The sequence below is a fragment of the Marinobacter sp. 1-4A genome, from assembly GCF_016597725.1.
GTDB lineage: Bacteria > Pseudomonadota > Gammaproteobacteria > Pseudomonadales > Oleiphilaceae > Marinobacter.
The window spans coordinates 286,817-312,652 of the sequence record NZ_VCGY01000002.1; the positions used below are offsets into that span (position 1 = coordinate 286,817).

Annotated in this window: 33 protein-coding genes and 1 other RNA gene; 24 read left to right on the top strand and 10 right to left on the bottom strand. The window is 52.6% G+C overall.

Annotation, left to right across the window (positions count from 1 at the left end):
- Positions 1–33: 33 nt before the first annotated feature.
- From FE845_RS05010 to FE845_RS05030, 5 genes are all read left to right on the top strand, one after another.
- A complete protein-coding gene (locus FE845_RS05010) occupies positions 34–420 on the top strand; it encodes a tautomerase family protein (protein ID WP_200362102.1) in 387 nt (128 codons plus the stop codon).
- Positions 421–464: 44 nt separating this feature from the next.
- A complete protein-coding gene (locus FE845_RS05015; RefSeq protein ID WP_200362103.1) occupies positions 465–824 on the top strand; it encodes a VOC family protein in 360 nt (119 codons plus the stop codon).
- A 91-nt stretch (positions 825–915) separates the two neighbouring features.
- Positions 916–1,200 carry a hypothetical protein gene (locus FE845_RS05020; RefSeq protein ID WP_200362104.1) on the top strand — a complete coding sequence of 95 codons (285 nt, stop codon included), beginning with the start codon at positions 916–918 and terminating at the stop codon, positions 1,198–1,200.
- A 100-nt stretch (positions 1,201–1,300) separates the two neighbouring features.
- Positions 1,301–1,702, top strand: a complete 402-nt coding sequence (locus FE845_RS05025; protein WP_200362105.1) for a GFA family protein — start codon at positions 1,301–1,303, stop codon at positions 1,700–1,702.
- 345 nt (positions 1,703–2,047) lie between these two features.
- Positions 2,048–2,299, top strand: a complete 252-nt coding sequence (locus FE845_RS05030) for a DUF2164 domain-containing protein (protein ID WP_200362106.1) — start codon at positions 2,048–2,050, stop codon at positions 2,297–2,299.
- A 43-nt stretch (positions 2,300–2,342) separates the two neighbouring features.
- On the opposite strand, the gene rlmF is transcribed toward FE845_RS05030, so the two are convergent.
- Together rlmF and FE845_RS05040 are read right to left on the bottom strand one after the other, a co-directional pair.
- Positions 2,343–3,287: a 23S rRNA (adenine(1618)-N(6))-methyltransferase RlmF gene (rlmF, locus tag FE845_RS05035; protein ID WP_200362107.1), complete on the bottom strand. Its 945-nt coding sequence runs from the start codon at positions 3,285–3,287 to the stop codon at positions 2,343–2,345.
- An 88-nt stretch (positions 3,288–3,375) separates the two neighbouring features.
- Positions 3,376–3,570 (bottom strand): CsbD family protein, encoded by a 195-nt coding sequence (locus FE845_RS05040; protein ID WP_200362108.1) that lies wholly within the window; start codon positions 3,568–3,570, stop codon positions 3,376–3,378.
- A 289-nt stretch (positions 3,571–3,859) separates the two neighbouring features.
- On the opposite strand from FE845_RS05040, the gene FE845_RS05045 reads away from it, so the two are divergent.
- From FE845_RS05045 to FE845_RS05075, 7 genes are all read left to right on the top strand, one after another.
- Positions 3,860–4,483 (top strand): LysE family translocator, encoded by a 624-nt coding sequence (locus FE845_RS05045; protein ID WP_200362109.1) that lies wholly within the window; start codon positions 3,860–3,862, stop codon positions 4,481–4,483.
- 77 nt (positions 4,484–4,560) lie between these two features.
- The gene (hisI, locus tag FE845_RS05050) at positions 4,561–4,977 is read left to right on the top strand and encodes a phosphoribosyl-AMP cyclohydrolase (protein WP_200362110.1); all 417 of its coding nucleotides are present in this window, start codon (positions 4,561–4,563) and stop codon (positions 4,975–4,977) included.
- A gap of 12 nt (positions 4,978–4,989) precedes the next feature.
- The gene (locus FE845_RS05055) at positions 4,990–5,319 is read left to right on the top strand and encodes a phosphoribosyl-ATP diphosphatase (protein ID WP_200362111.1); all 330 of its coding nucleotides are present in this window, start codon (positions 4,990–4,992) and stop codon (positions 5,317–5,319) included.
- 91 nt (positions 5,320–5,410) lie between these two features.
- Positions 5,411–5,644, top strand: a complete 234-nt coding sequence (tatA, locus tag FE845_RS05060) for a twin-arginine translocase TatA/TatE family subunit (RefSeq protein WP_200362112.1) — start codon at positions 5,411–5,413, stop codon at positions 5,642–5,644.
- Positions 5,645–5,655: 11 nt separating this feature from the next.
- Positions 5,656–6,078, top strand: coding sequence for a Sec-independent protein translocase protein TatB (gene tatB, locus FE845_RS05065; protein WP_200362113.1), 423 nt, complete (start codon positions 5,656–5,658; stop codon positions 6,076–6,078).
- Complete coding sequence (tatC, locus tag FE845_RS05070) at positions 6,075–6,869, top strand: twin-arginine translocase subunit TatC (protein WP_200362114.1); 795 nt, start codon at positions 6,075–6,077, stop codon at positions 6,867–6,869. Before tatB ends, tatC begins: the two co-directional genes overlap by 4 nt.
- Positions 6,866–7,585 (top strand): 16S rRNA (uracil(1498)-N(3))-methyltransferase, encoded by a 720-nt coding sequence (locus tag FE845_RS05075; protein ID WP_200362115.1) that lies wholly within the window; start codon positions 6,866–6,868, stop codon positions 7,583–7,585. Before tatC ends, FE845_RS05075 begins: the two co-directional genes overlap by 4 nt.
- 2 nt (positions 7,586–7,587) lie before the next feature.
- On the opposite strand, the gene FE845_RS05080 is transcribed toward FE845_RS05075, so the two are convergent.
- Genes FE845_RS05080 through FE845_RS05100 form a run of 5 tightly spaced genes read right to left on the bottom strand, consistent with a single transcriptional unit; the run spans position 7,588 to position 12,973 of the window.
- Positions 7,588–8,508: a DUF808 domain-containing protein gene (locus tag FE845_RS05080; RefSeq protein ID WP_200362116.1), complete on the bottom strand. Its 921-nt coding sequence runs from the start codon at positions 8,506–8,508 to the stop codon at positions 7,588–7,590.
- Positions 8,509–8,537: 29 nt separating this feature from the next.
- A complete protein-coding gene (locus FE845_RS05085; protein ID WP_200362117.1) occupies positions 8,538–9,761 on the bottom strand; it encodes an FAD-dependent monooxygenase in 1,224 nt (407 codons plus the stop codon).
- Positions 9,758–11,023, bottom strand: a complete 1,266-nt coding sequence (gene ubiH / locus FE845_RS05090) for a 2-octaprenyl-6-methoxyphenyl hydroxylase (protein WP_200362118.1) — start codon at positions 11,021–11,023, stop codon at positions 9,758–9,760. The genes FE845_RS05085 and ubiH overlap by 4 nt, the downstream gene beginning before the upstream one ends.
- 4 nt (positions 11,024–11,027) lie before the next feature.
- Positions 11,028–12,347: a Xaa-Pro aminopeptidase gene (gene pepP, locus FE845_RS05095; RefSeq protein WP_200362119.1), complete on the bottom strand. Its 1,320-nt coding sequence runs from the start codon at positions 12,345–12,347 to the stop codon at positions 11,028–11,030.
- A gap of 26 nt (positions 12,348–12,373) precedes the next feature.
- The gene (locus tag FE845_RS05100) at positions 12,374–12,973 is read right to left on the bottom strand and encodes a UPF0149 family protein (protein WP_200362120.1); all 600 of its coding nucleotides are present in this window, start codon (positions 12,971–12,973) and stop codon (positions 12,374–12,376) included.
- Positions 12,974–13,164: 191 nt separating this feature from the next.
- On the opposite strand from FE845_RS05100, the gene FE845_RS05105 reads away from it, so the two are divergent.
- The 4 genes from FE845_RS05105 to FE845_RS05120 all read left to right on the top strand — a co-directional run bounded on the left by FE845_RS05105 (position 13,165) and on the right by FE845_RS05120 (position 14,545).
- Complete coding sequence (locus tag FE845_RS05105) at positions 13,165–13,371, top strand: TIGR02449 family protein (RefSeq protein ID WP_200362121.1); 207 nt, start codon at positions 13,165–13,167, stop codon at positions 13,369–13,371.
- Positions 13,371–13,667, top strand: coding sequence for a cell division protein ZapA (locus FE845_RS05110; RefSeq protein WP_200362122.1), 297 nt, complete (start codon positions 13,371–13,373; stop codon positions 13,665–13,667). Before FE845_RS05105 ends, FE845_RS05110 begins: the two co-directional genes overlap by 1 nt.
- Positions 13,668–13,728: 61 nt before the next feature.
- A non-coding RNA gene (gene ssrS / locus FE845_RS05115) (6S RNA) lies at positions 13,729–13,908 on the top strand.
- A 4-nt stretch (positions 13,909–13,912) separates the two neighbouring features.
- Positions 13,913–14,545 carry a 5-formyltetrahydrofolate cyclo-ligase gene (locus FE845_RS05120; protein ID WP_200362123.1) on the top strand — a complete coding sequence of 211 codons (633 nt, stop codon included), beginning with the start codon at positions 13,913–13,915 and terminating at the stop codon, positions 14,543–14,545.
- 12 nt (positions 14,546–14,557) lie between these two features.
- Here the strand turns inward: FE845_RS05120 and FE845_RS05125 are convergent, their stop codons facing one another.
- The gene (locus FE845_RS05125; RefSeq protein ID WP_200362124.1) at positions 14,558–14,728 is read right to left on the bottom strand and encodes a hypothetical protein; all 171 of its coding nucleotides are present in this window, start codon (positions 14,726–14,728) and stop codon (positions 14,558–14,560) included.
- Between the two features lie 222 nt (positions 14,729–14,950).
- The gene (gene ilvA, locus FE845_RS05130; protein WP_200362125.1) at positions 14,951–16,486 is read right to left on the bottom strand and encodes a threonine ammonia-lyase, biosynthetic; all 1,536 of its coding nucleotides are present in this window, start codon (positions 16,484–16,486) and stop codon (positions 14,951–14,953) included.
- Positions 16,487–16,622: 136 nt separating this feature from the next.
- Here ilvA and rpiA point away from each other — a divergent pair, with 136 nt between their 5' ends.
- From rpiA to ppa, 3 genes are all read left to right on the top strand, one after another.
- Positions 16,623–17,303: a ribose-5-phosphate isomerase RpiA gene (rpiA, locus tag FE845_RS05135; protein WP_200362126.1), complete on the top strand. Its 681-nt coding sequence runs from the start codon at positions 16,623–16,625 to the stop codon at positions 17,301–17,303.
- A 133-nt stretch (positions 17,304–17,436) separates the two neighbouring features.
- Entirely contained in the window at positions 17,437–18,576 is a 1,140-nt protein-coding gene (locus FE845_RS05140) for an acyl-CoA dehydrogenase family protein (protein WP_200362127.1), read from the top strand.
- A 276-nt stretch (positions 18,577–18,852) separates the two neighbouring features.
- Complete coding sequence (ppa, locus tag FE845_RS05145; protein ID WP_200362128.1) at positions 18,853–19,380, top strand: inorganic diphosphatase; 528 nt, start codon at positions 18,853–18,855, stop codon at positions 19,378–19,380.
- A gap of 64 nt (positions 19,381–19,444) precedes the next feature.
- Here ppa and FE845_RS05150 read toward each other — a convergent pair whose 3' ends face one another.
- On the bottom strand, positions 19,445–20,497 hold the full coding sequence (locus FE845_RS05150; RefSeq protein WP_200362129.1) for a DUF2333 family protein: 1,053 nt from the start codon (positions 20,495–20,497) through the stop codon (positions 19,445–19,447).
- Positions 20,498–20,720: 223 nt separating this feature from the next.
- On the opposite strand from FE845_RS05150, the gene FE845_RS05155 reads away from it, so the two are divergent.
- The 5 genes from FE845_RS05155 (at position 20,721) to prmA (ending at position 25,811) form a co-directional block, all read left to right on the top strand.
- Positions 20,721–22,334 carry a diguanylate cyclase gene (locus FE845_RS05155; protein WP_200362130.1) on the top strand — a complete coding sequence of 538 codons (1,614 nt, stop codon included), beginning with the start codon at positions 20,721–20,723 and terminating at the stop codon, positions 22,332–22,334.
- A 254-nt stretch (positions 22,335–22,588) separates the two neighbouring features.
- On the top strand, positions 22,589–23,029 hold the full coding sequence (gene aroQ, locus FE845_RS05160) for a type II 3-dehydroquinate dehydratase (RefSeq protein ID WP_200362131.1): 441 nt from the start codon (positions 22,589–22,591) through the stop codon (positions 23,027–23,029).
- Positions 23,030–23,056: 27 nt separating this feature from the next.
- Positions 23,057–23,521, top strand: a complete 465-nt coding sequence (accB, locus tag FE845_RS05165; protein WP_200362132.1) for an acetyl-CoA carboxylase biotin carboxyl carrier protein — start codon at positions 23,057–23,059, stop codon at positions 23,519–23,521.
- A gap of 18 nt (positions 23,522–23,539) precedes the next feature.
- Positions 23,540–24,886 carry an acetyl-CoA carboxylase biotin carboxylase subunit gene (accC, locus tag FE845_RS05170; RefSeq protein WP_200362133.1) on the top strand — a complete coding sequence of 449 codons (1,347 nt, stop codon included), beginning with the start codon at positions 23,540–23,542 and terminating at the stop codon, positions 24,884–24,886.
- A 28-nt stretch (positions 24,887–24,914) separates the two neighbouring features.
- The gene (gene prmA, locus FE845_RS05175; protein ID WP_200362134.1) at positions 24,915–25,811 is read left to right on the top strand and encodes a 50S ribosomal protein L11 methyltransferase; all 897 of its coding nucleotides are present in this window, start codon (positions 24,915–24,917) and stop codon (positions 25,809–25,811) included.
- Positions 25,812–25,836 lie beyond the last annotated feature (25 nt).

Sequence of the window (25,836 nt, forward strand, 5' to 3'; positions counted from 1 at the left end):
AAACTCCAAACCTTACACATTGCAGGAGGCATCGTGATTATCATTTATGGTATTAAGGAACACCTGAACCCGATCAAAGCTCAACTCTCCGAGGTCATTCACGGGTGCATGCAGTCCGTACTCGGCATGCCGGAAGACAAGCGGGCACACCGCTTCATCCCACTAGATGCCGAGGACTTCTATTATCCGGGCGGCAGGACGCCAGCTTATACCGTCATAGAGATCAACATGATGCAGGGGCGAGCTCCGGAGACCCAAAAGGCTTTGATCAAGGAGCTCTTCAACAAGATCGAAACGGTGGTCGGTATATCACCAGTCGATGTCGAAGTGACAATTAAGGAGCAACCTGCTCACTGTTGGGGCTTTCGAGGCATGACAGGTGATGAGGCGCGTGACCTCAAGTACTCGGTGAATGTGTAGCAAGTCGCTTAAGTAGGTTCAGGCCATGCACCAAGGAGGAAGCAGTGAAAGAAACCGGAAAGATCAATTATGTTGAGGTTCCAGCCAGGGACATTGCAGCCACTAAAAGGTTCTTTGGTGATGCATTTGGATGGACGTTTGTGGACTACGGCCCCGATTACGTAGCGATCGAGAACGCGGGACTGGATGGTGGGTTTTTCAAGTCAGACAGTGTAGCCACAACGGGTATTGGAAGTGTACTGGTCGTCCTTTTCAGCACTGACTTGGAAGCAACTCTCGAGAAGGTAAAGTTGTGTGGCGGAAAAATCGTCAAGGATATTTTCCCATTCCCGGGTGGTCGCCGTTTTCATTTCAGTGATCCAAATGGCAATGAATATGCCGTCTGGTCAGAGTCAAGTGCATAACCATCGCAGGCCCAACGCAGTCTTTTTTAATTGCGGCTTTGGTCCGGGCTCTGTATAGGGCTTTCCTACAGGATCATTGTGTCTCACCGATATGAAAAATAGATACTCTGCGTTTGACGCCATTATGATGACTGGCTTTGTGCTGATCATGGCCGCAATGACAGTGACGATTTTTATAAAAAACACTGACCCTTTCGATCGTTTGATCTCTCTGGGCACATGGGTCATCGTATCTTTTTTCATTTTAGTTCTGTTGCATGGCACCATCAGAGGGGTGGCAAGAGATAAGATAAAGATACCTAAAGGGTTAGCGGTACTCACATTCGCCACCAGTGGAGCACTGTTTTTTGCAGCCTGGTTGGTGAGCAATACATAGTCAGGCGGCTAACCAATCAACAAAGCCATACCGCTTATTGGTTCCCTTCGAGGGCGCTCCGGTGCTGGTTGCCTATGCATATATAAAGAAGGAGATCCCCATGGGGCTAAAGGGAAGCTGTTTGTGTGGCGAGATAAGTTACGAAATAGACTCTGTGGATATGCCCATTGTGCATTGCCACTGCAAAACTTGCCGTAAAGCCCACGCTGCCCCGTTTGCCTCTACGGCTGGCGTAAAGCGTGAGCATTTCCGTTGGCTCAAGGGCACGGGTTCTATTTCTACGTTCGAGTCCTCGCCAGGAAAATTGCGTCATTTTTGCAAACACTGCGGGTCTCATTTGGTGGCAGAGAGGCCGGTGCAACCGCATGTAATCGTTCGGGTAGCTACTCTGGATGATGACCCTAAATTGCGGCCAGAGGCTCACATTTGGGCTTCACATGAGGAGCCATGGCTTGAGTACGAGGGGGTGCGCAAGCACAGCGAGTGGCGTAACGACACTTGACCAGACATCAAGTTCGTTCAGTGAGAGGGCTTAAATGAGCGCACCATGCCCATTTTGTGGATTCGCCGCATCCGACTATCGAGAGAGCCATAACTGGCGCTGCGCCCAATGCGGGAAGGACTATGCAGCTTGGCTCACGAATTCACGATCGAACCAGAGAACACAGCTTCCATCAGGGTAACTGAGAAGGCAGGATTCCGGGACTATGCTGCTCGGGAGTTTCACAGCAGGCCGGTGCCTGCCTATATCGAATGACACGCGATGATTGGGCATCGAATCATCAGTATTTGTAGCACAGCCTGCGTTCATCAGCCCGCGCGCAAAAAACCAATGGAGGAGTTTGGTTTGTCCAAGATAGATTTCAGCAGAGCAGAAAAAGAGATCATGGTCGCAAAATTGAAGTCCTATTTCGCCGAAGAGCTCAATCAAGACATCGGAGGGTTTGATGCCGAATTCTTGATTGATTTTTTCGAGAAAGAGCTTGGCGTGTTGTTTTACAACAAGGGGCTGCGCGATGCCCAATCCATTATTTCCACGAAAGTCGAAGAAATCGTGGATACAATTTACGAGATAGAGAAGCCCGTAAGCTTTAAATAGCGCGCACTGCCGAACGTGGCGGGGGATGCTGGCCCGTACAAAGTCATCCGCCCAAGTCGGTAAATGTCCAAGCCAATATCCTCGTAATTTTATTCCCCTGCGTCATCTCTATTTCCCGAACCTCCGTCGCCCCTAGCTTACGGATCAGTTTGATTGCCGGCTTTACGTTGTCCGCTTTTGAAACCAGACTTGTAAACCAGCGGCATTGGCTTGAAAACGCCTTGCTTTCTTTTATCATCTTTTTAAGAAATAACCGTTCACCGCCTTTACACCAGAGCTCCGCCTCTAAGCCACCAAAATTCAAAGTGGGCGATGTTGGCTGGGTACGTTGCTCACCACGATTACGGGCAAGGTTTTTAAGCTTTAGCTGGCTGCCTTTGTTTGCTTCATCTTGAGAAGCATGAAATGGCGGATTGCACACACTGACATCAAAGAACTCTCCCGTCTGGATAATGCCTTCGAACATCTGGTTTTGATCATGTTGCATGCGCAGTGTAAGGCTGTCTTTCAGGTGAGGGTTTCTATCAATAATCGCCGCAACGTTTTCAAGTGAGCGAGCATTGATATCACTACCCACACAGTGCCAACCGTATATCTGGCATGCCAAAATTGGGTATATTCCATTTGCTCCAGTTCCTATATCAAGTAAGTTGATTTTGGCCTTGGAAGTGCCAACTAGCTCGGCTATGTAATGAATGTAGTCGGCCCTGCCCGGAATGGGCGGGCAAAGTGCCCCCTCAGGAATATCCCAACCAGCAATATCGTAATGGTGAGTCAATAGTGCGGCATTTAGAGACTTCACGGCCTGCGGATCTGCAAACTCTATAGAAGGGTTGCCATGGGCGTTTTCTTTTACATAGGAGGCGAGTGGCGGATAACTTGCTACAAGCAATGAAAAATCATAGCCGTGCTTGTGCAGATTTTTCGAGTGAAGGCCTTTGCGATCAGGCTTTAAATGAGCATTTACTCGTCGCTTTTGATTTTTCACACGAAGGTTTCCGAGGTCTGTAACCCAAAAGCCGGTACCTATGGAAAAGCAGGTACCGGCTTTTGATGATCATAACGGCATTAGGGGTTTAGGAGTTCTTTAGCTTTTCCCACTCTTTCTCAGCTTCATCCTTTTTCATGCCGTATTTCTCTTGAACCTTACCGATAAAGTGGTCGCGGCGGCCGGCGATTTCATCTACATCGTCGTCTGTCAACTTGCCCCAATTCTCGCGTACCTTACCTTTAAGCTGCTTCCAATTACCTTCAATGATGTCGTTATTCATAGCAATTTCCTCGCGTTAAATGGGCAGCGTAAAAAACTGATCGCCGCCAATGTAAAAGGAATATTCCATTTGCGGTGTGCACGGTAATCCGTGACATCGGCAATAACCTTCACATAGGAAACTTTCTTTGACAACGCTTTCCGTGTTGCGATTAATTCATATTTGGCAGGTCTCGCCCCCTGATATTACGCTCGAATAATAGGCACTCCGATAGGAACCGCTCTGGCGAAAAGAACGTCTTACCAGTTATATTGGCTGAGAAATCAAGGATTCAGACTGGGAGTCTTGAATGTTACAAGCGCATGAATTTTGGTTATTTTTTAGCGCAAGCTTTTTACTCTGGATTACGCCGGGGCCAGACACCATGTACATCTTGGCGAGAACAATATCGCAGGGGCGCCTTGCCGGACTGTTATCTGTACTAGGTGTAAGCACTGGTATTCTTGCACACACGCTTTTTGCCGCAATCGGGCTTTCCGCAATATTGGCTACCTCCGCGCTGGCATTTTCGGTGGTTAAGCTTCTAGGCGCCGCCTATTTGATTTATCTCGGCATACAAGCATGGCGTAGCCACCGTAAACCGGACTCATCTATTGGAGTGTCAGCTCAGCGAGGGACACTGCTTTTTTACCAAGGCTTTCTCACTAACCTGCTGAACCCCAAGATTGCAATTTTCTTTCTCGCATTCCTTCCACAGTTTGTCGCTCCCGAAAGCGCCAATAGCGCTTCAATATTTTTGTTTTTAGGCGGAATATTTGTGCTTGGGGGTACACTATGGTGCCTGCTGCTGGTGGCGTTCGCGGCCAGTTTTACAAAAACAGCCAGATCAAGCCCGCACCTGTCTCAAGTTATAGGCAAAGTCACAGGGCTTGTGTATATAGGTCCTGGTTTAAACCTGCTTCGGGCGAAATAGAGGCGGGTGTTCTGGTAGCATGGCGCTAATAGACAAGGAGGCGCCGCAGCACGGCGCGCAGCTCAGGATTCACATAAATGAAAGATATGTCCGATACTGTAAACGGCTCTGATTGGCTTGAAGCCATTCGCTGGACCGCTGATGGCTTAGTTCCCGCTATTGCTCAGGATTCCGCCACAGGTGACATTCTAATGATGGCTTGGATGAACCGGGAATCCCTTCGCCTAACGGCTGAAGAAGGTCAGGCGGTTTATTGGTCACGGTCTCGGGGTAAGCTCTGGCGCAAGGGCGAGACCTCTGGGCACCAGCAGGTTGTTAAGGATATCCGCCTCGACTGCGATGAGGACGTGATATTGCTGAAAGTTGAACAAAAAGGTGGCATTGCCTGCCACACTGGCCGACGCAGCTGTTTCTACCGCTCTCTGAAAGATGGCCAGTGGGTCGGCGTTGAGCCCGTAATCAAAGATCCTGATGCCATTTATGGCAGCAACTGAGGAGAGCGCACATTGAGTGATGTTCTGGAAAACCTGACCCGGGTTCTGGAAGCCCGTAAATCAGCCGACCCGGAGAAATCCTACGTCGCTAGCCTGCACGCCAAAGGCCTGAACAAAATTCTGGAAAAGGTTGGCGAAGAGTGCACCGAGACTTTATTGGCTGCCAAAGATGCCGAACATACTGGAGAGACCCGTGCGGTGATTAGTGAAACGGCAGACCTTTGGTTTCACAGCATGGTTATGCTATCTAGCTTAGGCCTTAGCCAGAAGGATGTTTTGGATGAGTTGTCTAGTCGCTTTGATCTTTCAGGGCTCGACGAGAAGGCTTCCCGAAGCGAATAATCCGGTAATACCCCTTACGGGGGTTTCCGCGAACCTACTTTGGTGGCGTACAATATCGCCCAACAGAAACATCAAAAACGAGGATCCCTTGATGGGCATCAGTATTTGGCAACTTCTTATTGTACTGGGCATCGTAATTCTGCTGTTCGGGACCAAGAAACTACGCAACATTGGCACTGATCTAGGTGGCGCCATTCGTGGATTCAAAAAATCCATGAACGACGAAGATGGCAAAACAGACGATCCGGACTCATTGGAAGGCGCAAAAGAAGGACAAGCTCGGCAGGCGGCTGACGATAAGCCCAAGGACAAAACCAAAAGCTGAGACCAAGCAGAATGTTTGATATCGGCTTTTTAGAACTGCTGATTTGCGGTGTTATTGCTCTGTTAGTGCTTGGCCCTGAACGGCTCCCTACGGCTGCGCGGGCTGCCGGGCGCTGGGTTGGCGGTGCGCGCCGTATGGTTAGTCAGTTCACTTCCGAGCTTGACCGCCAGTTAAAAGCCGAAGAGCTGAGAAAAGAGCTACGCGATGCGGGCGATGTAGGGCTGGACGACGTACAGAAAACAGTACGCGGTGCTCTGGATGAAGCAAAAAAGTACGAACACATGATCATGTCGGACACGCCCGAAGGCAAATCAGCAGCCAGTCCCAAAGCCGTGACGGATGAGACTCCGAAAAACGACCCTCTAGCCGCCCCCGAAGAGAGCCAACCGGTTCCGTCAGATACTCTGCAAAAACCGTCGGATAAGCCTTCATGAATGCTAATACAGATGGCGAAAAGCCAAGCCATCAAAGCACCACGGCACACCAGCCCGAGATGCCTCTTGTTGAGCACCTGTTGGAACTTCGTAACCGGCTGCTGAAAATGGTTCTGGCGGTGGTTATTTGTTTTGCGGCCATCTACCCCTTTGCCAACGAATTGTACCTTTGGTTATCGGAGCCTATTCGGTCATTGCTGCCCATTGGCCAGACAATGATCGCAACGGACATCACCTCGCCGTTTTTCGCACCCTTGAAACTGGCGCTGTTTTTATCGGTTTTTGCCGCCATTCCAATCATTCTCTATCAGCTTTGGAGCTTTGTTGCACCGGGGCTGTATGCACATGAAAAGCGGCTCGCTTTTCCGTTGCTCTTCACGTCGGTTATTCTCTTCTACCTGGGCGCCGCTTTTGCGTATTTCGTGGTGTTCCCGCTGGTGTTTGGCTTTTTCACGGCCATAGGCCCAGAAGGCATTGTTGAGCTGCCGGATATCAGCAGTTATCTCAACTTTGTGCTGAAAATGTTTTTTGCGTTCGGAATCGCCTTCGAGATTCCCATTGCCACCATCTTGCTGATTCTCAGCGGCGTAACAACACCTGCAGATTTAGCAGCAAAACGGCCTTACGTGGTGGTGGGCTGCTTTGTCATTGGCATGATGCTTACGCCACCAGACATTATCTCCCAGACACTGTTGGCTGTACCCATGTGGATTCTGTTCGAGCTGGGTATTTTGTTTGGCAGGCTAGCCGTGCGCGAAGTAACAGAAGCGGACGAGTCGCCCTCTGAATGAATCTAGCCTTACTGTTTGACGAGGATTTTATTGCCCCCGATCGCGTGCTACTTCGGGGTCGAAGGCTTGAGCATATAAAGTCGATACTCGGTGCCGCTATTGGTGATCGATTGCCCGTTGGTCGAGTGAATGGTTTGATGGGGCTGGGAGAAGTGATAGCGCTCACAAACTCCGAAGCTGAATTGATTGTTAAGCTGGATCAGCAGCCACCTCGCCCCTTGCCTCTTACTCTGATTCTGGCCATGCCTCGTCCTAAAATGTTCCGCCGCATACTGCAAACCAGCGCAACATTGGGCATCAAAGACATTTGGCTGATCAACAGCTACAAGGTGGAAAAAAGCTTTTGGCAAACACCGTGGCTATCGGGTGACAACCTGCGAGAAAACCTTACTCTTGGGTTAGAGCAAGCAAAAGACACAGCTATGCCAAGCGTGCATATTCGCAAGCTGTTCAAACCTTTTGTGGAAGATGAACTGCCCGCCCTGCTAGAAAGCAAAGAAGCACTAGTTGCACACCCGGGCACACCTACGCCCTGCCCTACACACTTGAACAGGCCAACTGCGCTGTGTATCGGGCCGGAGGGCGGGTTCACGCCCTATGAAGTAGGCAAGCTGGAAGAGGCAGGGTGCCAAAGCGTGCATTTGGGGCCGCGCATATTGCGAGTTGAAACCGCCGTTCCGGTTCTTACCAGCCGACTGTTTGACGCCTGCCTGTAATCTCAAGCTGTCTCTGATCTCGCTTCCCACAGCCGTATAAGGGGGGTAATCACAGCTACCAGCACAGCCCCCGCGATAACTCCGACCAAGCCATTGGCTAGCACAGGAATCAGCATGGCCCACAAACCGCTATAATCCGCAGCGAAGAGTTCAATAGCGTTATAAACGGGCGGTACGCCGTGCACAAGAATGCCGCCTCCCACCAAAAACATAGCGAGAGTGCCAACAATCGATAAGGTTTTCATAAGGTAAGGCGCAAGCCAGAGAATGCCATCACCGACCTTTTGCGCCAGCTCACTGTCTCTCTGGCTTAGGTAGAGGCCAACATCGTCCAGCTTCACAATCCCTGCCACCAACCCGTAAACCACTACCGTAACACCCACGGCCACCACAGACAGAACGGCAAACTGCATACCGATGCTCACACTGGCTACCACGCCTAGCGTGATTGCTATGATCTCTGCCGAGAGAATGAAGTCTGTCCGAATGGCACCTTTTATCTTTTGCCTCTCCAACACCCTCAAATCCACGTCCGGTTGCTTGAGAGCCTCACGACGTTCCTTTTTGTGCTGTTCGTCTTCCTTGGCATGCAAAAATTTATGGGCCAGCTTTTCAACGCCTTCAAAGCATAGGAAGCCACCGCCAAGCATCAACAAAGGCGTCACCAGCCAAGGCATAAAGAAGCTGATAGCCACCGCAGCCGGAACAAGTATCACCTTGTTCACCATCGACCCCTTGGCAACCGCCCAAACTACCGGCAGCTCCCGGGCAGGTCTTACACCGGTGACCTGTTGTGCGTTCAGGGCAAGGTCGTCCCCCAGCACACCCGCTGTTTTCTTTGTCGCGGCTTTTGTCATCAAAGAAACGTCGTCGAGCAACGCCGCAATGTCATCGAGAAGTGTGAGTAGACTGGCTCCTGCCATCAGTGAGTATCCTGTGTGGTGGTGGCGGTTTAAAGATTAAGGCCCATGGCCTCTGCTGCAATACGGTTTTTTACCGGCCCCAGCTCATCAAGCCAGCGCATACCGGTATTTCTGAGTAGCCTGAAAGGTAGCTCATCGCGACCAAATAGCTGTTTGAAACCTTCCATCGCCATCATCATGGTTAGGTTCTCGCCTTTTCGACGACGTTGGTAGCGCGCAAGAACCAGCTCGTTCGCCGGGCTTAAACCAGACCTTTTGGCGCTGGATAATTCTTCCAGCATCACCCGAACATCACCGTATCCGAGGTTGGCACCCTGACCAGCTAAGGGGTGAATGGTGTGGGCTGCGTCACCGATTAACGCGAAGCCGGGCGCAATGTAGTCTTTAGCGTGACGCTGACGCAGCGGGAATGCAAAACGCTTGGAAACCGATTCAATCGTACCAAGCTCTCTTTCGATGGCGCGCTCTAGCTCGGTGGTGAAGGTTGTATCATCCAGCGCCATCAGACGGCGGGCTTCTTCGGTATCTTGTGACCAAACGATGGAGCAATAATGCTCATCACCGTTTTCGGCTGCCAGCGGCAAAAAAGCCAAAGGTCCGGTTTGCGAAAACCTTTGCCAAGCTGTGTATCTATGGCTCTGGGCTGTGCGCACGGTGCAAACAATCGCCTGCTGGTCATAATCCCATTCGCGGGTAGGCAAGCCAACCCACTGCCGTAATCTGGAGTTGGCACCATCAGCCGCAATCACGAGTTGTGCGCCGAGTTTACGGCCATCGGCAAGCTCAATGCAGCGCAGGTCGCCGTCTTGAGTGCAACCGGTCACCTGCACACCATCAATCAGGTCAACATCGCTGGTTTCTACAATCTCGAACAGGGCCCTGACCAAACTACGGTTTTCGACAATCGTCCCCAAGGCTCGGGCTTGTAATTCGGCGGCGTCAAAATGAATTCGGCCGGTGCCGTCGCCGTCCCATACAGCCATACCTTGATAAGGGCAGTGACGCCCGGCCGCTACCCCGCGCCAAGCGCCCAAAGATTCAAGCAGCTGTTGGCTGGCCACAGAAATGGCACTAACACGAGGCTCAAAATCCATTACACCCTCAACGGGTTCGGGGGTTTTCAGCAACGCGGCACGATCACTGCCCTCCACCAAGCCAACCGTCCAACCTTGCTTCGACAAGCCAAGAGCCAACGCGGTACCCGTCATACCACCGCCAACTACGAGAATATCGAACACTTTGGTTTCGCTCATGGTTTATCACTCGCCGCTGGCCCGTTGATAACAGCTCTGCGCCCGCCTGTACCCATGGCTTTGCGCGCAAACAGACGCTTGGCGCCGGGCAATAAGTCTAGGCCCACTAACCCAGCATCTCTGGCTGCCGCAACGGGTGCCAGTGAGTGGCCAAAAATACGGATCAGTGAATCCGAGAATTGCACGGTTTGCTGCCAATCCGGGCTGTGCAATTCGTGATAACGGCGCAATACCTGAAAGTCACCCGGTGACCGCCCCTGCTCTGCCGCCAACCGGAACTGCTCCACCAGAGTCATCAAACCCCGCAAAGCCAGATTAAAACCCTGCCCCGCAACCGGATGCAGAGCGTGCGCGGCGTTGCCCACAAGTGCTACGCCGGGCCTTACAGGCTCGGCCACCGTTGTGAGTGTCAGCGGGTAATGGTGACACTCGCCTATTCGGGTAAACCGGCCTAGACGCCAGCCAAAGCGCTCTTGAAGCCGCAAGCATTTGTCGTTGTCGGACATCGCCAGAATCTGTTCCAGTTCTTGATCGTTCAAGGTCCATACCAGCGCCGACTCATGTCCCGCTCGAGATGGCGATCCATGGGGCAACATGGCCATGGGGCCCGTTTCGGTAAAGCGCTCAAATGCCGTGAATTCATGGCTGTCGCTGGTGGATACGTTGGCAATGAGTGCATTCTGATTGTAGCCGTGATGGCTTGGCTGGAAGCCGAGCTTTTCTCGTAACCCGGAACGGCCACCATCAGCCACAATCAAACAATGCGCCTTTAGGTGGCTGGTTTCGGTGCCGGTTTTCAAGCTAACGCTCACACCTTGCTCGCTGGGCCTCATGTCGGTGACTTCTGCCGGCGCTTGCCATTGAACCTTTGTTTCGAGCAACTCCCGCATCAAACAAAGCCCCATCCAGCGGTTATCTACCACATAGCCCAGCGCTTGCTGCTCATACTCTTTGGCATTTAAGCGAGTGGCGCCGAAACGGCCTCTATCTGATACGTGTATGTGCTGGATAGGCGTCGCGTGCTCCGATATCCGATGCCAGAGCCCCAGCTCTTCAAAAATCAGCCGGGAGCCCCACGCCAATGCGGTGGAACGGGCATCGTAACTGGGCTGATAGGAATCCGGCAAAGCATCCGCCGAGAGCGGAAAAGCCTCAACCACGGTGACTCTCAACGCAGGTGCAACTCTGGCAAGTGCCAGAGCTAAGGTCGCACCCGCCAGCCCACCACCGGCAATGATCACATCGGTATCGGAATGTTTCACAGGCTCAATCCGCCATCAGGGCTTCAATCTCTTCCACGGTCTTGGGCACACCGTCTGTCAGCACCCGGCAGCCCTCTTTCGTAACCACCACGTCGTCTTCAATACGAATACCAATGCCGCGCCATTTTTCATCGACGTCGGTATTATCCGGTGCGATATACAAACCCGGCTCAACGGTAAGCGCCATGCCCGGCTCAAGGAGCCGCCACGCATCCCCTATTTTGTAGTCGCCCACATCGTGTACATCCAACCCCAGCCAATGGCCGGTGCGATGCATAAAGAAGGGCTTGAAGGCTTCACTGGCTATGGCGTCATCGACTGAGCCAGCCAAAATACCCAGCTCAATCAACCCACTAGTGAGCACTTTCAGCGCCGCTTCGTGGGGATGATTCCAGTGATTGCCGGGGCGAACGGCATCAATGGCCGCGTACTGCGCCTCCAGCACCACATCGTAAACTGCTCGCTGCTCAGGGCTGAATTTGCCATTGACCGGAAAAGTCCGGGTGATGTCAGAGGCGTAACACTCAACCTCACAACCTGCGTCGATCAGAACCAGCTCACCATCTTTGAGTGGTGCCGTGTTTTCTATGTAATGCAAAATACAGCCATTTGCTCCACCGCCAACAATAGACGGGTAGGCCGTGGAACGGGCCCCATGATCCATAAAGGTATGAATCAGCTCAGCCTCAAGGTTGTACTCATAACCCCCCTTACGGGCGCGCTTCATAGCACGGCAATGGGCTTCAGCGCTGATCTGGCCAGCTTTGGCCATTGCCTTGATTTCACTGCTGCTCTTATAAAGCCGGAGGTCGTGCAGAAGGTGCTCCAGAGACACGAACTCTCCCGGCGGGTGGGCACCACTTTTAACCTTACTGCGAAGCACCTTAACCCAGTCCATTACCCGGGTATCGAAGCCCTGATCTTTGCCTAACGGATAGTACACGCGGCTGCGGCCTTCGATCATACCGGGCAAAATGTCGTCGATATCTGAAATCGGGAAAGCATCATCCAAACCGTAGCGCTCTATCGCGCCTTCTGGACCTACAAGAAAACCGTCCCACAGCTCTTTCTCGGGATTTCGCTCTTTGCAAAACAGAACGGACTCTCCGTGCTCACGGCCGGGGATCAGCGCCAAAACTGCCTCAGGCTCCCCGAAACCGGTGAGATACTGAAAGTCGCTGTCTTGGCGAAACGGATGCAATACGTCGCGATTGCGAACTCGCTCCGGTGCAGCCGGAATTATGGCAATGCTGTCTGGTGCCATGCGCTCCATCAATTTGCGACGGCGCTCAGCGAATTCCTTGACGGGTATAATGGACGGCATAGGGTCTCCCGCGGTGTGTGGCATAATCAGTGCAGCGTTGGCGCTTGTGATGCCGGTTTTTCCGGCGGATTGAACTCGGTGAATACGGCCAAAGCCCCCAGCCGGATGTACTCGGTTATTTCTAATAGTTGCTGCTCGCTTTCCTGATCAGACTCTTGGTCTTCAGAAACCTGACTGATCGCGACCATGTCTCCGATAAGCTCGCGAATTTCCTCCGGTGCCTCGCCCAGAGACTCTCCGGCAGAGAGAGCCATGCCTTCGAGAAAGCCACGCACCCATGCCACCAGAGCCTCAAGGCGCTGGTCAATCGCATAATCATCATCGGGCAGCAAAGGATGAAAGCTCATATCCGCCGACTTCAAAAACGCCAGCGCCTGTTCGTAAGCTTCGTTCATAAAGACTGACAGGTCTTCGTTCTCTTCGACTGCGGTTTCCGGAAGCCCCATATGCTCACATACCATGGCCAACCACTCATCTTCCTCGATGCGAGAGCCAGCAGCTAGCCGGCCGCAAAGCGCGCCATGAAGTTCGGAAGGGTGACTAAACGCTTTGTGGGCCGTATAAACATTTGCCCAGCGCTCAAATTCAGCGGCATGGGCCGCATTGGCAGTGTCGGTTTCTGACATGAACCAAGACAATCCTGTGTTGTGGAGTTAAGGCCCCATCCTAGCATTCAGGCGCTTTCAAGACACCTGCAGGTTGCTGTACGGAACACGAAGAACAGCAATTCACAACTTATGACACGCCTGTAAATTGACCGGTATGGCACACACACTTATAGTTAGTCGCAATAACTTCAACCTATGCTGGGCACGTCATGGAACAGTCCGAAGTACAAGCATTAGCGGACAAGCTGGACAAGCTGATCGAACACTGCCAAAAACTTGAGCGGGATAATGCGAATTTGAGGCAGTTGCAGGATGACTGGAACCGGGAACGGAGCCAACTTATTCAAAAAAATGATCTTGCCAAAAACAAGATCGAAGCCATGATCGGCCGCCTTCGAGCGCTGGAGCACCATTGATGTCTAAGCCATCCACCACCGTTGAGGTGAAAATTCTCGACAAAGAGTATCTGGTCGCTTGCCCTGAAGAAGAGCAGGAAGCCCTCATACGTGCGGCCAGACATCTGGACAGTAAAATGCGTGAAATTCGCACCAGCGGCAAAGTGTTCGGAACCGAGCGCATCGCCGTGATGGCCGCGCTGAACATGACCCATGAATTGCTTGAACGGGACACCATGTCTGACGCCACCAGCACTCTGCTCAAAGCCATGGACAGCAAGCTGGATAGCGCCTTGGGGGAACACTCAAGCCACTGAATTTTGGTAGATTCCCCGATAGGTGTTGCAATCGGCCCCGGATCTGGCCCTATAATGGAAACACTTCCTGGGCTGTTCGCTGGTCGGATTCGTCCTCGAGCCGATGCGCTTTACCCAGGTGGCTACTCTAGGGCATTGTGAGCATGTCCCCGCAGGGGGAAAGCCTAATATGTCACAGCGGCCACCGACCTTGAACTTTGGGTTCAAGGGCCACATCCGATAACGGCAGCTCGGGAAGCTTTATTTTGAGCCAGACGACCGACTCACACCTTTCTGAACCAGAATGTCCTGCTTTGTCCAGACGCGAACTACGTCAACAACTGCGCCAGCAGAGACGCTCGCTATTGCCCCAAGAACAGGAACAAGCCTCTACTTCCCTTGCTTTAAATCTGGCTATGAACCCAGATTTGTATAGAGCCAGACACATAGCCATTTACCTGCCTAACGATGGCGAGATTGATCCACACGCCTATATGTCCACGGCCCGCCTCAAAGGCATTCACTTCTATCTACCGGTTCTGCACCCCATCCATCCCGGCAGGTTGGTCTTCAGCCCCTATTACGATGGCGTTGAACTAACCGCCAATCGCTTTGGCATACCCGAACCGGCCTTTAGCAAAGGACTTAAGCGGCCTGCTTGGGCGCTAGACGCTGTGCTATTTCCGTTGGTGGGGTTTGACGAGCAAGGTGGAAGGCTAGGAATGGGAGGCGGCTTTTATGATCGCACGTTTGCCTTCAGCCGCTTACGACCTAGGCTGGCACCAAAGCTGATTGGCTTGGCTCATGACTTTCAAAAAGTGGAACGGCTACCGGTTGAGCCTTGGGATGTGCCACTCCATAGCGTGGTGACAGACAAACAGGTATATCGAGTTAAATAGCGAGCGTCGCTGTTACCGATTTAACGGCGCTTTGGCCATGTACTCGGAGTCGGCTGAGACGGAGTTTTTTGTGGTGGACGAGGAACGCTCTTCCGAGGCCTGAAGCGAGGTAAATCCGGTAATTACGAGGCCGACAGCAAAAATCAGCACAACAGCCCGGATAATATCTGGCTTGCCACCCATGACGCGTATCCCTGTTCAAAAATAAGATTAAATCTGCGGAAAATCAGTTAGCTATTCTTGTTTTCAAGAATTAGACGAAAGACTAACACGCATCCTGAATTTTACAATTTTTGACAGATTAAAGTTCAGTAAGAAAAACAACGACTAACGGGAAATGCCTGAGGGTCAGTGACTACGAAGAACCAGCCCGGCGCTATTGCCCAGGCTGGTTAACTGAACGGCTTAGGATGCCTTGCCGTTGCCGGCACCTAGAAACAGCTGATATGCCTCGTTATCCGTCATGTTTTCATAGCGGAAGCCTACTTTTCCGAGCATGGTTTCAAAGTCTTTCACTTCATCATTATCTACTTGTGCGCCTAGTAGCACGCGGCTGTAGGCGGCGCCGTGATTGCGGTAATGGAACATCGAAATATTCCAGCGTGTGCCTAGCGACATCAGCAGCTTCAGCAAAGCCCCCGGGCGCTCCGGAAACTCGAATTGGAACACCTTCTCATTGGCAATCGTGGGCGCGTGGCCACCAACCATGTGACGAATGTGCTGCTTGGCCATGTCACTGTCTGTGAGATCGAGAACAGAGTAGCCGTTTTCACGGAGATCCTGCACCAACTCGTCTCTACCCAAACCGCCAGCCTGAACCTGAACGCCCACAAAAATGGTCGCCTTGCTCGCATCGGCATAGCGATAGTTAAACTCGGTTATGTTGCGCTTATGCAGAGCGTTGATAAAGGTCTTAAAGGCCCCCGGCTTTTCTGGGATGGTAACCGCAAGAATCGCCTCTCGCTTCTCCCCGATTTCTGTGCGCTCGGAGATGTAGCGCAGGCGGTCAAAGTTCATATTGGCGCCACTCAAGGTAGCCACCAAGTTTTCATTCTCGATGTTTTCCCGCTCAATGTACTTCTTGATACCGGCAACACCCAGCGCCCCAGCTGGCTCGGCGATTGAGCGCGTGTCCTCAAAGATGTCTTTGATGGCAGCACAGATCTCATCGGTGGAGACGGTGATCACCTCATCCACATGGTCTTTGCAGATTTCCCACGGGTATTTGCCGATCTGTTTCACCGCTACGCCATCTGCAAAGATGCCCACTTCGTCCAGCACCACTCGCTTGCCCGCTTTCATGGCAGCTTGCAGGCAGTTGGAATCGTCGGGCTCAACGCCAATCACCTTGATTTCAGGGCGTAGGTATTTGATGTAAGCAGCCATACCGGCAATCAGACCACCACCGCCCACACAAATAAATACCGCATGGATGGGTTTGCTGAACTGCCACAGCATTTCCATGGCAACCGTTCCCTGCCCTGCGATGACATCCGGGTCGTCATAGGGGGGAATGTAGGTATACCCGTGCTTCTCCACCAGCTCTTGAGCTTGGGCGGCGGCCTCGTCAAAGGCATCACCCTTGAGCACTACACGCGCTCCATGAGCACGCACGGAGCGCACTTTGATCTCAGGCGTGGTTTGCGGCATCACGATAACCGCCTTGATACCCAACTCCTTAGCTGCGAGAGCCACACCTTGAGCGTGGTTGCCCGCAGAAGCACAGATAACCCCTTTGGATTTCTGCTCTTCCGACAACTGAACAAGTCGGTTGTACGCGCCGCGAATCTTAAAAGAAAACACCGGCTGAAGGTCTTCCCGCTTGAGCATAATATTATTGCCAAAGCGCTTGGACAGGCTACGGGCTTCAGTGAGGGGTGTTTCGATGGCCACGTCATAGACGCGCGCATCGAGGATCTTCTTGATGTAGCGTTGCGGCATGATGGTTCCGGTTGCTGGTGAGTGGTCGGGGAAAACCTACAGTGTAGAAACTTTGCACGGCTGTCGTCTATAAGCTGGCCACTCATAAGCGCTATAATGACCGCTGAACCCACAAGATTTGAACTCGGAGCGCTCAATGACTCAGGACGAACTCAAAAAAGCCGTTGCCAAAGCTGCAGTGGACTACATTGCACCGCGCTTGGAGCGCAATAGCGTTATTGGCGTTGGCACCGGCAGTACGGCGAACTTCTTCATCGACATGCTAGCTGAGCTTAAAAACGAGTTCGACGGCGCTGTGGCCAGTTCGGAAGCGACTGCCGAGCGGCTAAAAAGCCACGGCATTCCGGTTTATGATCTGAACAGTGCTGGTGAGCTGGAATTTTATGTGGACGGCGCAGACGAAACCAACGAGCGCCTTGAGCTCATCAAAGGCGGCGGCGGAGCACTGACTCGCGAAAAAATCGTTGCAGAAGTTGCCAAGACATTCATCTGCATTGCAGACGAATCCAAAAAAGTCGGCGTATTGGGCGAGTTCCCCTTGCCGGTAGAGGTAATCCCCATGGCACGGAGCCTTGTTGGCCGCGAGATCGTAAAGCTAGGCGGCGACCCTGTCTATCGGGACGGTTTCACAACCGACAATGGCAACATCATCTTAGATATCTACAACATGGACATTTCCCGTCCGATTCAGATTGAAGAAAGGTTAAACAACATCGTGGGTGTTGTTACCAATGGGCTGTTCGCTCGTCGCCCGGCGGATCTACTGTTCCTCGGAACCAGTCGCGGAGTCGAGAGTATCGCTCGGAAAGACATCTAGTCTGGGCCGACCTATAAAAACTGGCACCTTAGCCAGTTTTTTTATGCCCAACCACACCTTAACCAAGCGCTTGCTTGGTATTTGGAATTGCGCGACACTACCTTTCATTAATTCAGAATAGAGGTTTGTTACCGTGTCCGATTTCTTCAACGAAACCCATGAGCAGGTGCGATTAACCGCCCGCAAATTTATCGAGACTCACGTCACCCCCCATATTGATGACTGGGAAGAAGCTGGCGAGTTTCCACGGGAGATTTATCAAAAAGCCGGAGACGCGGGCCTTCTTGGCATTGGGTTCCCTGAGGCTCTAGGTGGTGTGGGCGAAGGCGATATCTTCATGAAGGTAGCGGTTTCCGAAGAGCTTATGCGCTCCAACTCCGGTGGTTTTGTCGCCAGCATAGGCTCTCTGGATATCGGCTTACCGCCCGTTGCCAAATGGGCTAAACAAAATGTCCGTGAAGAAATCGTGCCTCCCGTATTGCGCGGTGAAAAAATCGCTGCCCTTGCCGTCACAGAGCCTGGCGGCGGTTCAGACGTTGCCAACCTAAAAACCCGCGCGGTGAAAGACGGCGATCATTACATCGTAAACGGCAGCAAAACCTTCATCACCAGCGGCACCAGGGCCGATCACTACACTGTAGCCGTGCGTACCGGGGGTGAAGGCCATGCTGGTATCAGTTTGCTTTTAATCGACCGCGGCACCCCCGGTTTCTCTAACGGTAAAAAGCTTCGGAAAATGGGCTGGTGGGCCAGCGATACCGCCGAACTGTTCTTCGAAGACTGCCGAGTGCCCGCTGACCGTCTGATTGGCGCCGAGAACGCAGGCTTCATCGCCATCATGAGCAACTTTCTAGCCGAGCGTCTCAGCTTGTCCATCATGGCCTACATGACCGCCCAGCTTGCCTACGAAGCCGCCGTTGAGTACACAAAGCAACGTCAAGCTTTCGGTCGCCCAGTGTCGGGCTTTCAGGTTACTCGCCACAAACTGGTAGATATGGCCACCCAAATCGACGTGGCCCGGGAATACACCTACCGTTGCGCTGCACTGATGCAAGCAGGCAAAAACCCGATCAAGCAAGTGGCCATGGCTAAGAACTTCTCTGTGGATGTTTGCGAAAAAGTCACTCGCGAAGCCGTGCAACTGTTTGGGGGCATGGGATACATGAGGGAATCTGTGGTTGATCGCTTGTACCGGGATGCCAAAATCCTGTCGATTGGCGGCGGAACTACCGAAATCATGAAAGAACTGATTGCGAAGCAGATTAAACTTTAAGTTTGCTGCATTCTTTCAACACCGCCTACTTCGGAGTCGGGTTTGCCCTCTGGCGGTGCTGTCTGAAAAACGCCCGTAAATACATCCCTGTAGGGCTCGGTCGCGCCATCCTTAGCGCTCCACGTTTTCAGACAGCACCGCCAGAGGGCAACCAGTAACCAAGGCGAAGGATATCACCCACCAAGGTTTAGTTTCGAATGGCAGTAGAGTCCCGTATAATTGCGCTCACTTTTCAAGCACAGTTAAACGAACCTAACGTATCAGGAAGGAACACTCATGCAATTCAGCAACATCCCCGCGGGCAAAAACCCACCAGAAGACATCTACGTTGCCATCGAAATCCCGGCTAACAGCTCTCCGGTCAAGTACGAACTCGACAAAGACATGGGCGCCCTGCTGGTAGACCGTTTCATGGCAACGCCTATGTTCTACCCAGCTAACTACGGTTTTATCCCTCACACTCTGGGTGAAGACGGCGACCCGCTGGACGTTCTGGTTGTTACTCCTTACGCACTTCAGGCTGGTTCAGTGATCCGCTGCCGCCCGGTAGGCGTGCTGAACATGGACGACGAAGCTGGCGGCGATGCCAAGCTGGTGGCCGTTCCCCACAGCAAGCTGACCAACTCCTATCAGGACGTTCAGGAAATCGACGATCTGCCGGTACTGCTTCGCGATCAGATTCGCCACTTCTTTGAAAATTACAAAACTCTTGAGCCAGGCAAGTGGGTCAAAGTAAAGGGCTGGGACAACGCCGCTGCGGCCAAACAAGCCATTGTGGATTCGATCAAAGCTTACCAAGGCTGATCCAATCTTCAGGCATAAAAAAACCGGGCAATGCCCGGTTTTTTTTATGCCTGAACAAAACTTATTAGCCCCGTGACAGCAGGTCCCGCATATCGCTGATCGCCGCATTGGCGCGGGAAAGATACGCCGCCATGGTCAGTGAGTGGTTCGCTAAAACACCAAACCCGCTGCCATTAAGGATAACCGGGCTCCACATTTCGCCTTGAGCGCCTTCAAGCTCAATAATCACTTGCTTAACGCTGGAAACCGCATTTTTATCCTGCAACACCTTGCGGAAGTCCACTTCAATGGCGCGGAAAATATGCAACAGCGCCCAAGAGCTACCGCGGGCTTCGTAAAACACATCGTCAATCTTGGTCCAATCGGTTTTAACATCGCCGCCACTGGCTTCTTCTTCCAGCGGATTGGCTGAATCTACATTGGCCACCGCTTCTGAAACGGATGCCTTACCTACGCTCTCACCCAGAGTACGGGAAAGGCTGCCCAGACGGGTTTCCAGATCGCCAAGCCAGTTACTCAAGTTATCGGCCCGCGCAAAAAACTGCGCATTGGCCTGCTCAGGGCTCGAAAGACGGTTGAGGTAGCGTTTTAGTGCCGCAATACCCCGGCGATACTCGGCCTCTGTAGAAGGAATCGCCCAGCTAGCGCTATCAAAATGGAACTGCGGTTCGGCGATAATCAGATCGGGGTCTTCCGCAGATTGGCTTTGCGAGCGGCTGATGTCTTTACGCATCGCCCGTGAAAAGTCACGCAACTGCACAAGCACGCCGTACTCCCAGTTTGGCTGGTTGTCCAACCAAAGCCCCGGGGGGAAGATATCATTTGAAATATACCCACCAGGTTTGTCCAAAAGCGTTTCCGCTATACGGATCATGGTTACCGTCGTGGCAAAACCGGTTATGGGCTCTCGCTGCATCTCATTGGCAACCGCCCGGGTATGTTCACGCACGGAGAAGGCCTCCGGCTCACTACTCCAGTATATTCCCAGCACCACTGTTACCAGCAGGTATACGAGCAAGACAACGGCTAAAAACTTGCCGATCACACCGTTGTTGCCAGCATAATCCTGAGCGTCTTCTTTCTTGTCTCTGAAATACTGTTTGATTTTGCCTGGCATATTACGTTGAGCCCCTTGTCTGTTAATTGACTGTGCAAACGGTCTTACAGATCCTAACCTATGGGGCGTTCTATATACACACTGCAGAATTCACAAACAATTACACAGTGCAACTTACCCCGACAACTCTAAACACTATAGACTCCGAAAACAGACTAAAGTTGGGATAAACGTCCTCGCCGCAAAAGACGGCCCACAATGAGAAGAGGCAACCCGGAGAATAATGAGCGACGCAAGCCAGAAAGAAAAACTCAGGCAGCACTTTGCACGCCGCGTTACAACTCAAGCACGGGTTGTTCTAGACATCTGGCAAAAAGTCCACGCCAATAGCGAACCCTTTTCCGCGCACCGCGAAGAACTGCTGTCGGCTTCCGATAAGCTGGTACGTTATGCGAAGCGCTTCGAAATGGCGGGCCATGCCGATGCTGGCAATAAAGTTCTCGATATTGTCCGCAACTGGCCGGACGATACGCCTCTGAACGATGCCACCGAACGGCAACTTCAAGATGCCTTTGATGCACTCGCCCGAAGCACTCTCAGGCGAACAGACCAAACCAATACAGAAGCTCCCCACCAGTTCCGGCGCACGCCTGTATACATCGCACTCGCAAACGTTGAGATGGCTTCCCGGCTGATCCGCCAGCTTGAGTTTTTTGGCTTTCGTGCTGCGGCTTTTGATTCTGCTGAGGAGCTTGCCGAAGCCTGCGCCCTGCACAAGCCAGAAACTATCCTGATGGATGTGAACTTCGGCGGCAGCAAGAATGCGGGCATCGCCACCATCGAGCGTCTTCAGGAACGACACGACACGCCGGTTCCGATTATCTTTATGAGCGATGAAGACGGAACCATTCAAACCCGCCTTAGGGCGTCCCGGTGTGGCGGCGAAGAATTTTTCTACCCGGCCGTTGATCCTGGCCAGCTGATTGAGAAGATAGAAACCTATACTCACGGCAACACCGTTGAGCCATACCGGGTGCTTGTTCTGGACGACTCCAGAGCGCAGGCAAAATTCATGGAAACGGTTCTAAGAAAAGCGGGCATGACAGCCCACATCATTACCGACCCCATGGAGATAATCCACGCACTGGATATGTTCTCACCGGAAATTATCATTCTCGATATGTACATGCCCGGCTGCACCGGCATGGAGGTTGCGCGAGTAATCCGGCAACAAGACCGATTCCACAGCGTTCCCATCATCTACCTTTCCGCGGAAGACGACGTCACCAAGCAACTGCACGCAATGAGCCTTGGTGGTGACGACTTCCTAACCAAGCCAATTGACCCGAAACACCTTATCGCAACGCTTCATAATCGGGGGCGGCGCGCCCGTTCGTTACTGGCCTTAATGATTCGCGATAGCCTAACCGGCCTCTACAACCACACCCATACATTGTATTTGCTGGATCAAGAAATCGTGCGGGCACGGCAGAAAGACCAACCTCTGTGCTTCGCGATGATTGATATTGACTACTTCAAGAAGGTGAACGATACCTTCGGGCACCCAATTGGCGACCGAGTTCTCCGCAGTCTTTCAATGTTTCTGAAACAGCGTCTGCGTAAAACCGACCACATTGGCCGCTACGGAGGCGAAGAGTTCGCGATTATTCTTCCCAACACGCGCCCAAGTGACGCCCGCAACGTGCTCAATGAAATCCGTGAACGCTTTTCCGAGCTTCAGCAGCCCGCCGGAGACCGAGAGTTTAACGTTACCTTCAGCTGTGGCGTGGCGTCTTGGAACAACGAGCCCTCGCAAACTCTTTGCGAGCGTGCCGACCGCGCCCTTTATACTTCCAAGGAACACGGCCGGAATTGCGTTTCACTGGCAGATAACTAAGCAGTAAATCGACCGGCAGCCCGCGCGGGCTGCCATATGAAACCATCGTCGTATAGAAGTCACCCCCACCGTTCACGACAATGATTGCTATCAGCAGGCCCCATTTCTATTCTTCTGCCCTCTGTTGCCACTTGTGTGCAACATACAACATTGTCAAATAGTGTTGATCTGAGGGATAAAAGCACACACGATGGGTGGAAAATGCCAATAAATTCGGCGATCCTGTTATTACAGTCATAAAGGCAAACGCTATCATGTCGACAATTCTCGTGCTCCACGGCCCCAACCTGAACATGCTCGGCACCCGCGAGCCAGAGGTCTATGGCCACGAAACACTGGCGGATATTGATGCGCGATTAAGTGAACAAGCCGCAGAGCACGGCCATCACTTGTTACACCTACAGTCAAACGCTGAATATGAATTGATTGATAGAATCCATGAAGCTCGGGCAGAAGGTGTAGATTTCATCATTATTAATCCTGCTGCCTTTACGCACACCAGTGTTGCCCTGCGGGATGCCATATTGGCGTCAGGCATTCCGTTTATAGAAGTACATCTTTCTAACGTGCATGCGCGAGAAGCTTTTCGCCATCACTCGTATTTTTCTGATATCGCCCAAGGCGTTATCTGCGGATTAGGCAGCCAAGGATACGAGCTAGCGCTCCAGGCAGCCATACAACAAATTCACCGATAGAACTGACAACACGGGACTGGATTGACTATGGATATTCGCAAAATCAAAAAACTGATTGAACTGCTTGAGGAGTCTGACGTCGAAGAGCTCGAGATTCACGAGGGAGATGACTCTGTTCGCATTTCCCGTCGTCGTGAGCAGGCCTCCGGTGCTCAGTACATCAGCCACTACGCACCGCCCCAGCAGCCCCAGTACGCTCCTGCTCCGGAAACTCCGGGCCCTGTTCAGGAAGACAGCTCACAACAAACCGTACACAACGGACATGCCTTGCGCTCCCCGATGGTAGGAACCTTTTACCGGGCACCGTCTCCCACCGCGGATTCGTTTGCAGAAATAGGCCAGCAGGTTAAAGCTGGCGATGTTGTTTGCATTGTAGAAGCCATGAAAATGATGAACCAGATTGAAGCCGACAAGAGCGGCACGATCACTGAAATTCTGGTTGATAACGGTCAGCCCGTAGAGTTTGACCAGCCGCTGTTAATCATTTCCTGAACCCGGTGATAGCTACTCATGGCCATGTTAGAAAAAGTTCTGATCGCAAACCGAGGTGAAATAGCCCTCCGGATCTTGCGTGCCTGTAAAGAGCTCGGCATCAAAACCGTAGCGGTTCACTCACAAGTTGACCGCGACCTGATGCACGTGCGTCTGGCTGATGAATCCGTCTGTATCGGCCCCAACAGCCCTTTGGAAAGTTACCTCAACATACCAGCCATCATCAGCGCTGCCGAAGTCACAGATTCCGTGGGTATACACCCGGGTTACGGTTTCATGGCAGAGAACGCCGATTTTGCCGAGCAGGTTGAGAAAAGCGGCTTCCGCTTTATCGGCCCCAGAGCGGAAACCATTCGCCTGATGGGCAACAAGGTGTCTGCCATTAACGCGATGATTCGCGCTGGCGTTCCTACTGTGCCGGGCTCAGACGGCCCACTAACCGATGACGATGACCGCACCCTGCAAATTGCGCGCAAAATCGGCTACCCCGTAATGATCAAAGCGGCCTCGGGCGGCGGCGGTCGCGGTATGCAGGTGGTTCATTCCGAAGCAGCGCTGCTCAAAGCCGTGCAAATCACCCAGACTGAAGCCCGTAACGCCTTCGGCGACCCTACGGTTTATCTGGAAAAATTTCTGGAAGCCCCTCGCCACGTCGAAATTCAGGTGCTGGCCGACATGCACGGCAACTGCATCCATCTGGGCGACCGGGACTGCTCCATGCAGCGCCGGAACCAGAAAGTTATCGAAGAGGCTCCAGCCCCGAATATCGAGCCCGAAGCCCGTGAGCGCACTCTTAAAGCTTGTGTGGATGCTTGCAAGGAAATCGGCTATGTCGGCGCTGGTACCTTTGAATTTCTGTATCAAGACGGCGAGTTTTTCTTTATCGAGATGAACACGCGTGTTCAGGTAGAGCACCCAGTCTCGGAAATGGTAACGGGTGTCGATATTGTTCGTGAACAGCTGCGGATTGCCAGCGGCCTGCCACTGCAATACAAACAGGAAGACATTCACATCAGAGGCCACGCAATGGAATGCCGCATTAACGCGGAAGATCCGGCGACCTTTGTGCCCAGCCCGGGTACAGTGAAGCACTTCCATGCCCCCGGTGGTTATGGTGTGCGGGTAGACTCACACCTTTATAGCGGCTATACCGTACCTCCGTATTACGATTCGTTGATCGCCAAGTTGATTACTTGGGGCGACGACCGACAAATCGCCCGGAGACGAATGAAGAACGCTCTGGACGAACTTTTGGTTGAAGGCATAAAGACCAACCAGCCTCTTCACCGAAAACTGATACGCGATGGCGGCTTTAAAACGGTAGACTTCACCATCCATTACCTTGAAAAACTGATGCGGGACTAACCTCCTGCATCTCAATGCAGGAAGACTTATGCCCTGGATACAACTTCAGATCCCTGCTGATCCCGATACCGCGGATCAGCTTGAAGATCTGCTTATGGAGATGGGCGCAGACGCCGTCTCCATGGAAGATGCTGCAGACCAACCCCTATACGAGCCCGACCCCGGCACCACGCCTTTGTGGAGCCAAACAACGGTGACCGGGCTTTTCCAGTCCGACCGTGACATAGACCAACTGTGTGCAGATGTACGCAACGCTTGGCACCAGCAAACCCAGCAATCCCTCTCAGAAATCGACGTTACTCTGGTCGAAGACAAAGACTGGGAGCGAGCCTGGATGGATGATTTTCATCCACTACAGTTTGGCGAGCGCCTCTGGATAGTGCCAAGCTGGCATGAAGCACCAGACCCGGATGCCGCTAATCTAATGCTCGACCCCGGGCTGGCCTTTGGCACAGGCACGCACCCCACCACTGCACTCTGTCTGGAATGGCTAGATGGCATGGATGTGAGTGGCAAACAGGTTACCGATTACGGCTGCGGCTCCGGCATACTCGGTCTGGCGGCACTGCTTTTGGGTGCCCACCACGTTGTGGGCGTGGATACCGACCCTCAAGCGCTGGAAGCAAGTCGTGAGAACGCTCGACGCAACGGCGCAGACGAATCCAAACTGGACCTCTACCTGCCGGATAATGAGCCGGACACCAAGGCAGATGTCATGCTGGCGAACATTCTCGCACAGCCATTGATAGGTCTGGCGCCGCATCTGGCCGCGCTAACCAAGCAAGGAGGCGATCTGGTGCTTTCGGGAATACTGTCGAATCAGGCTCGCGAAGTCATGGCGGCCTATGAACCCTGGTTCATTATGGACGAACCGGCACAGCGCGAAGAATGGGTACGCCTAACCGGACGGCGCAACGACAGATGACGAAAGCCGCCTTAAAGACTAAACT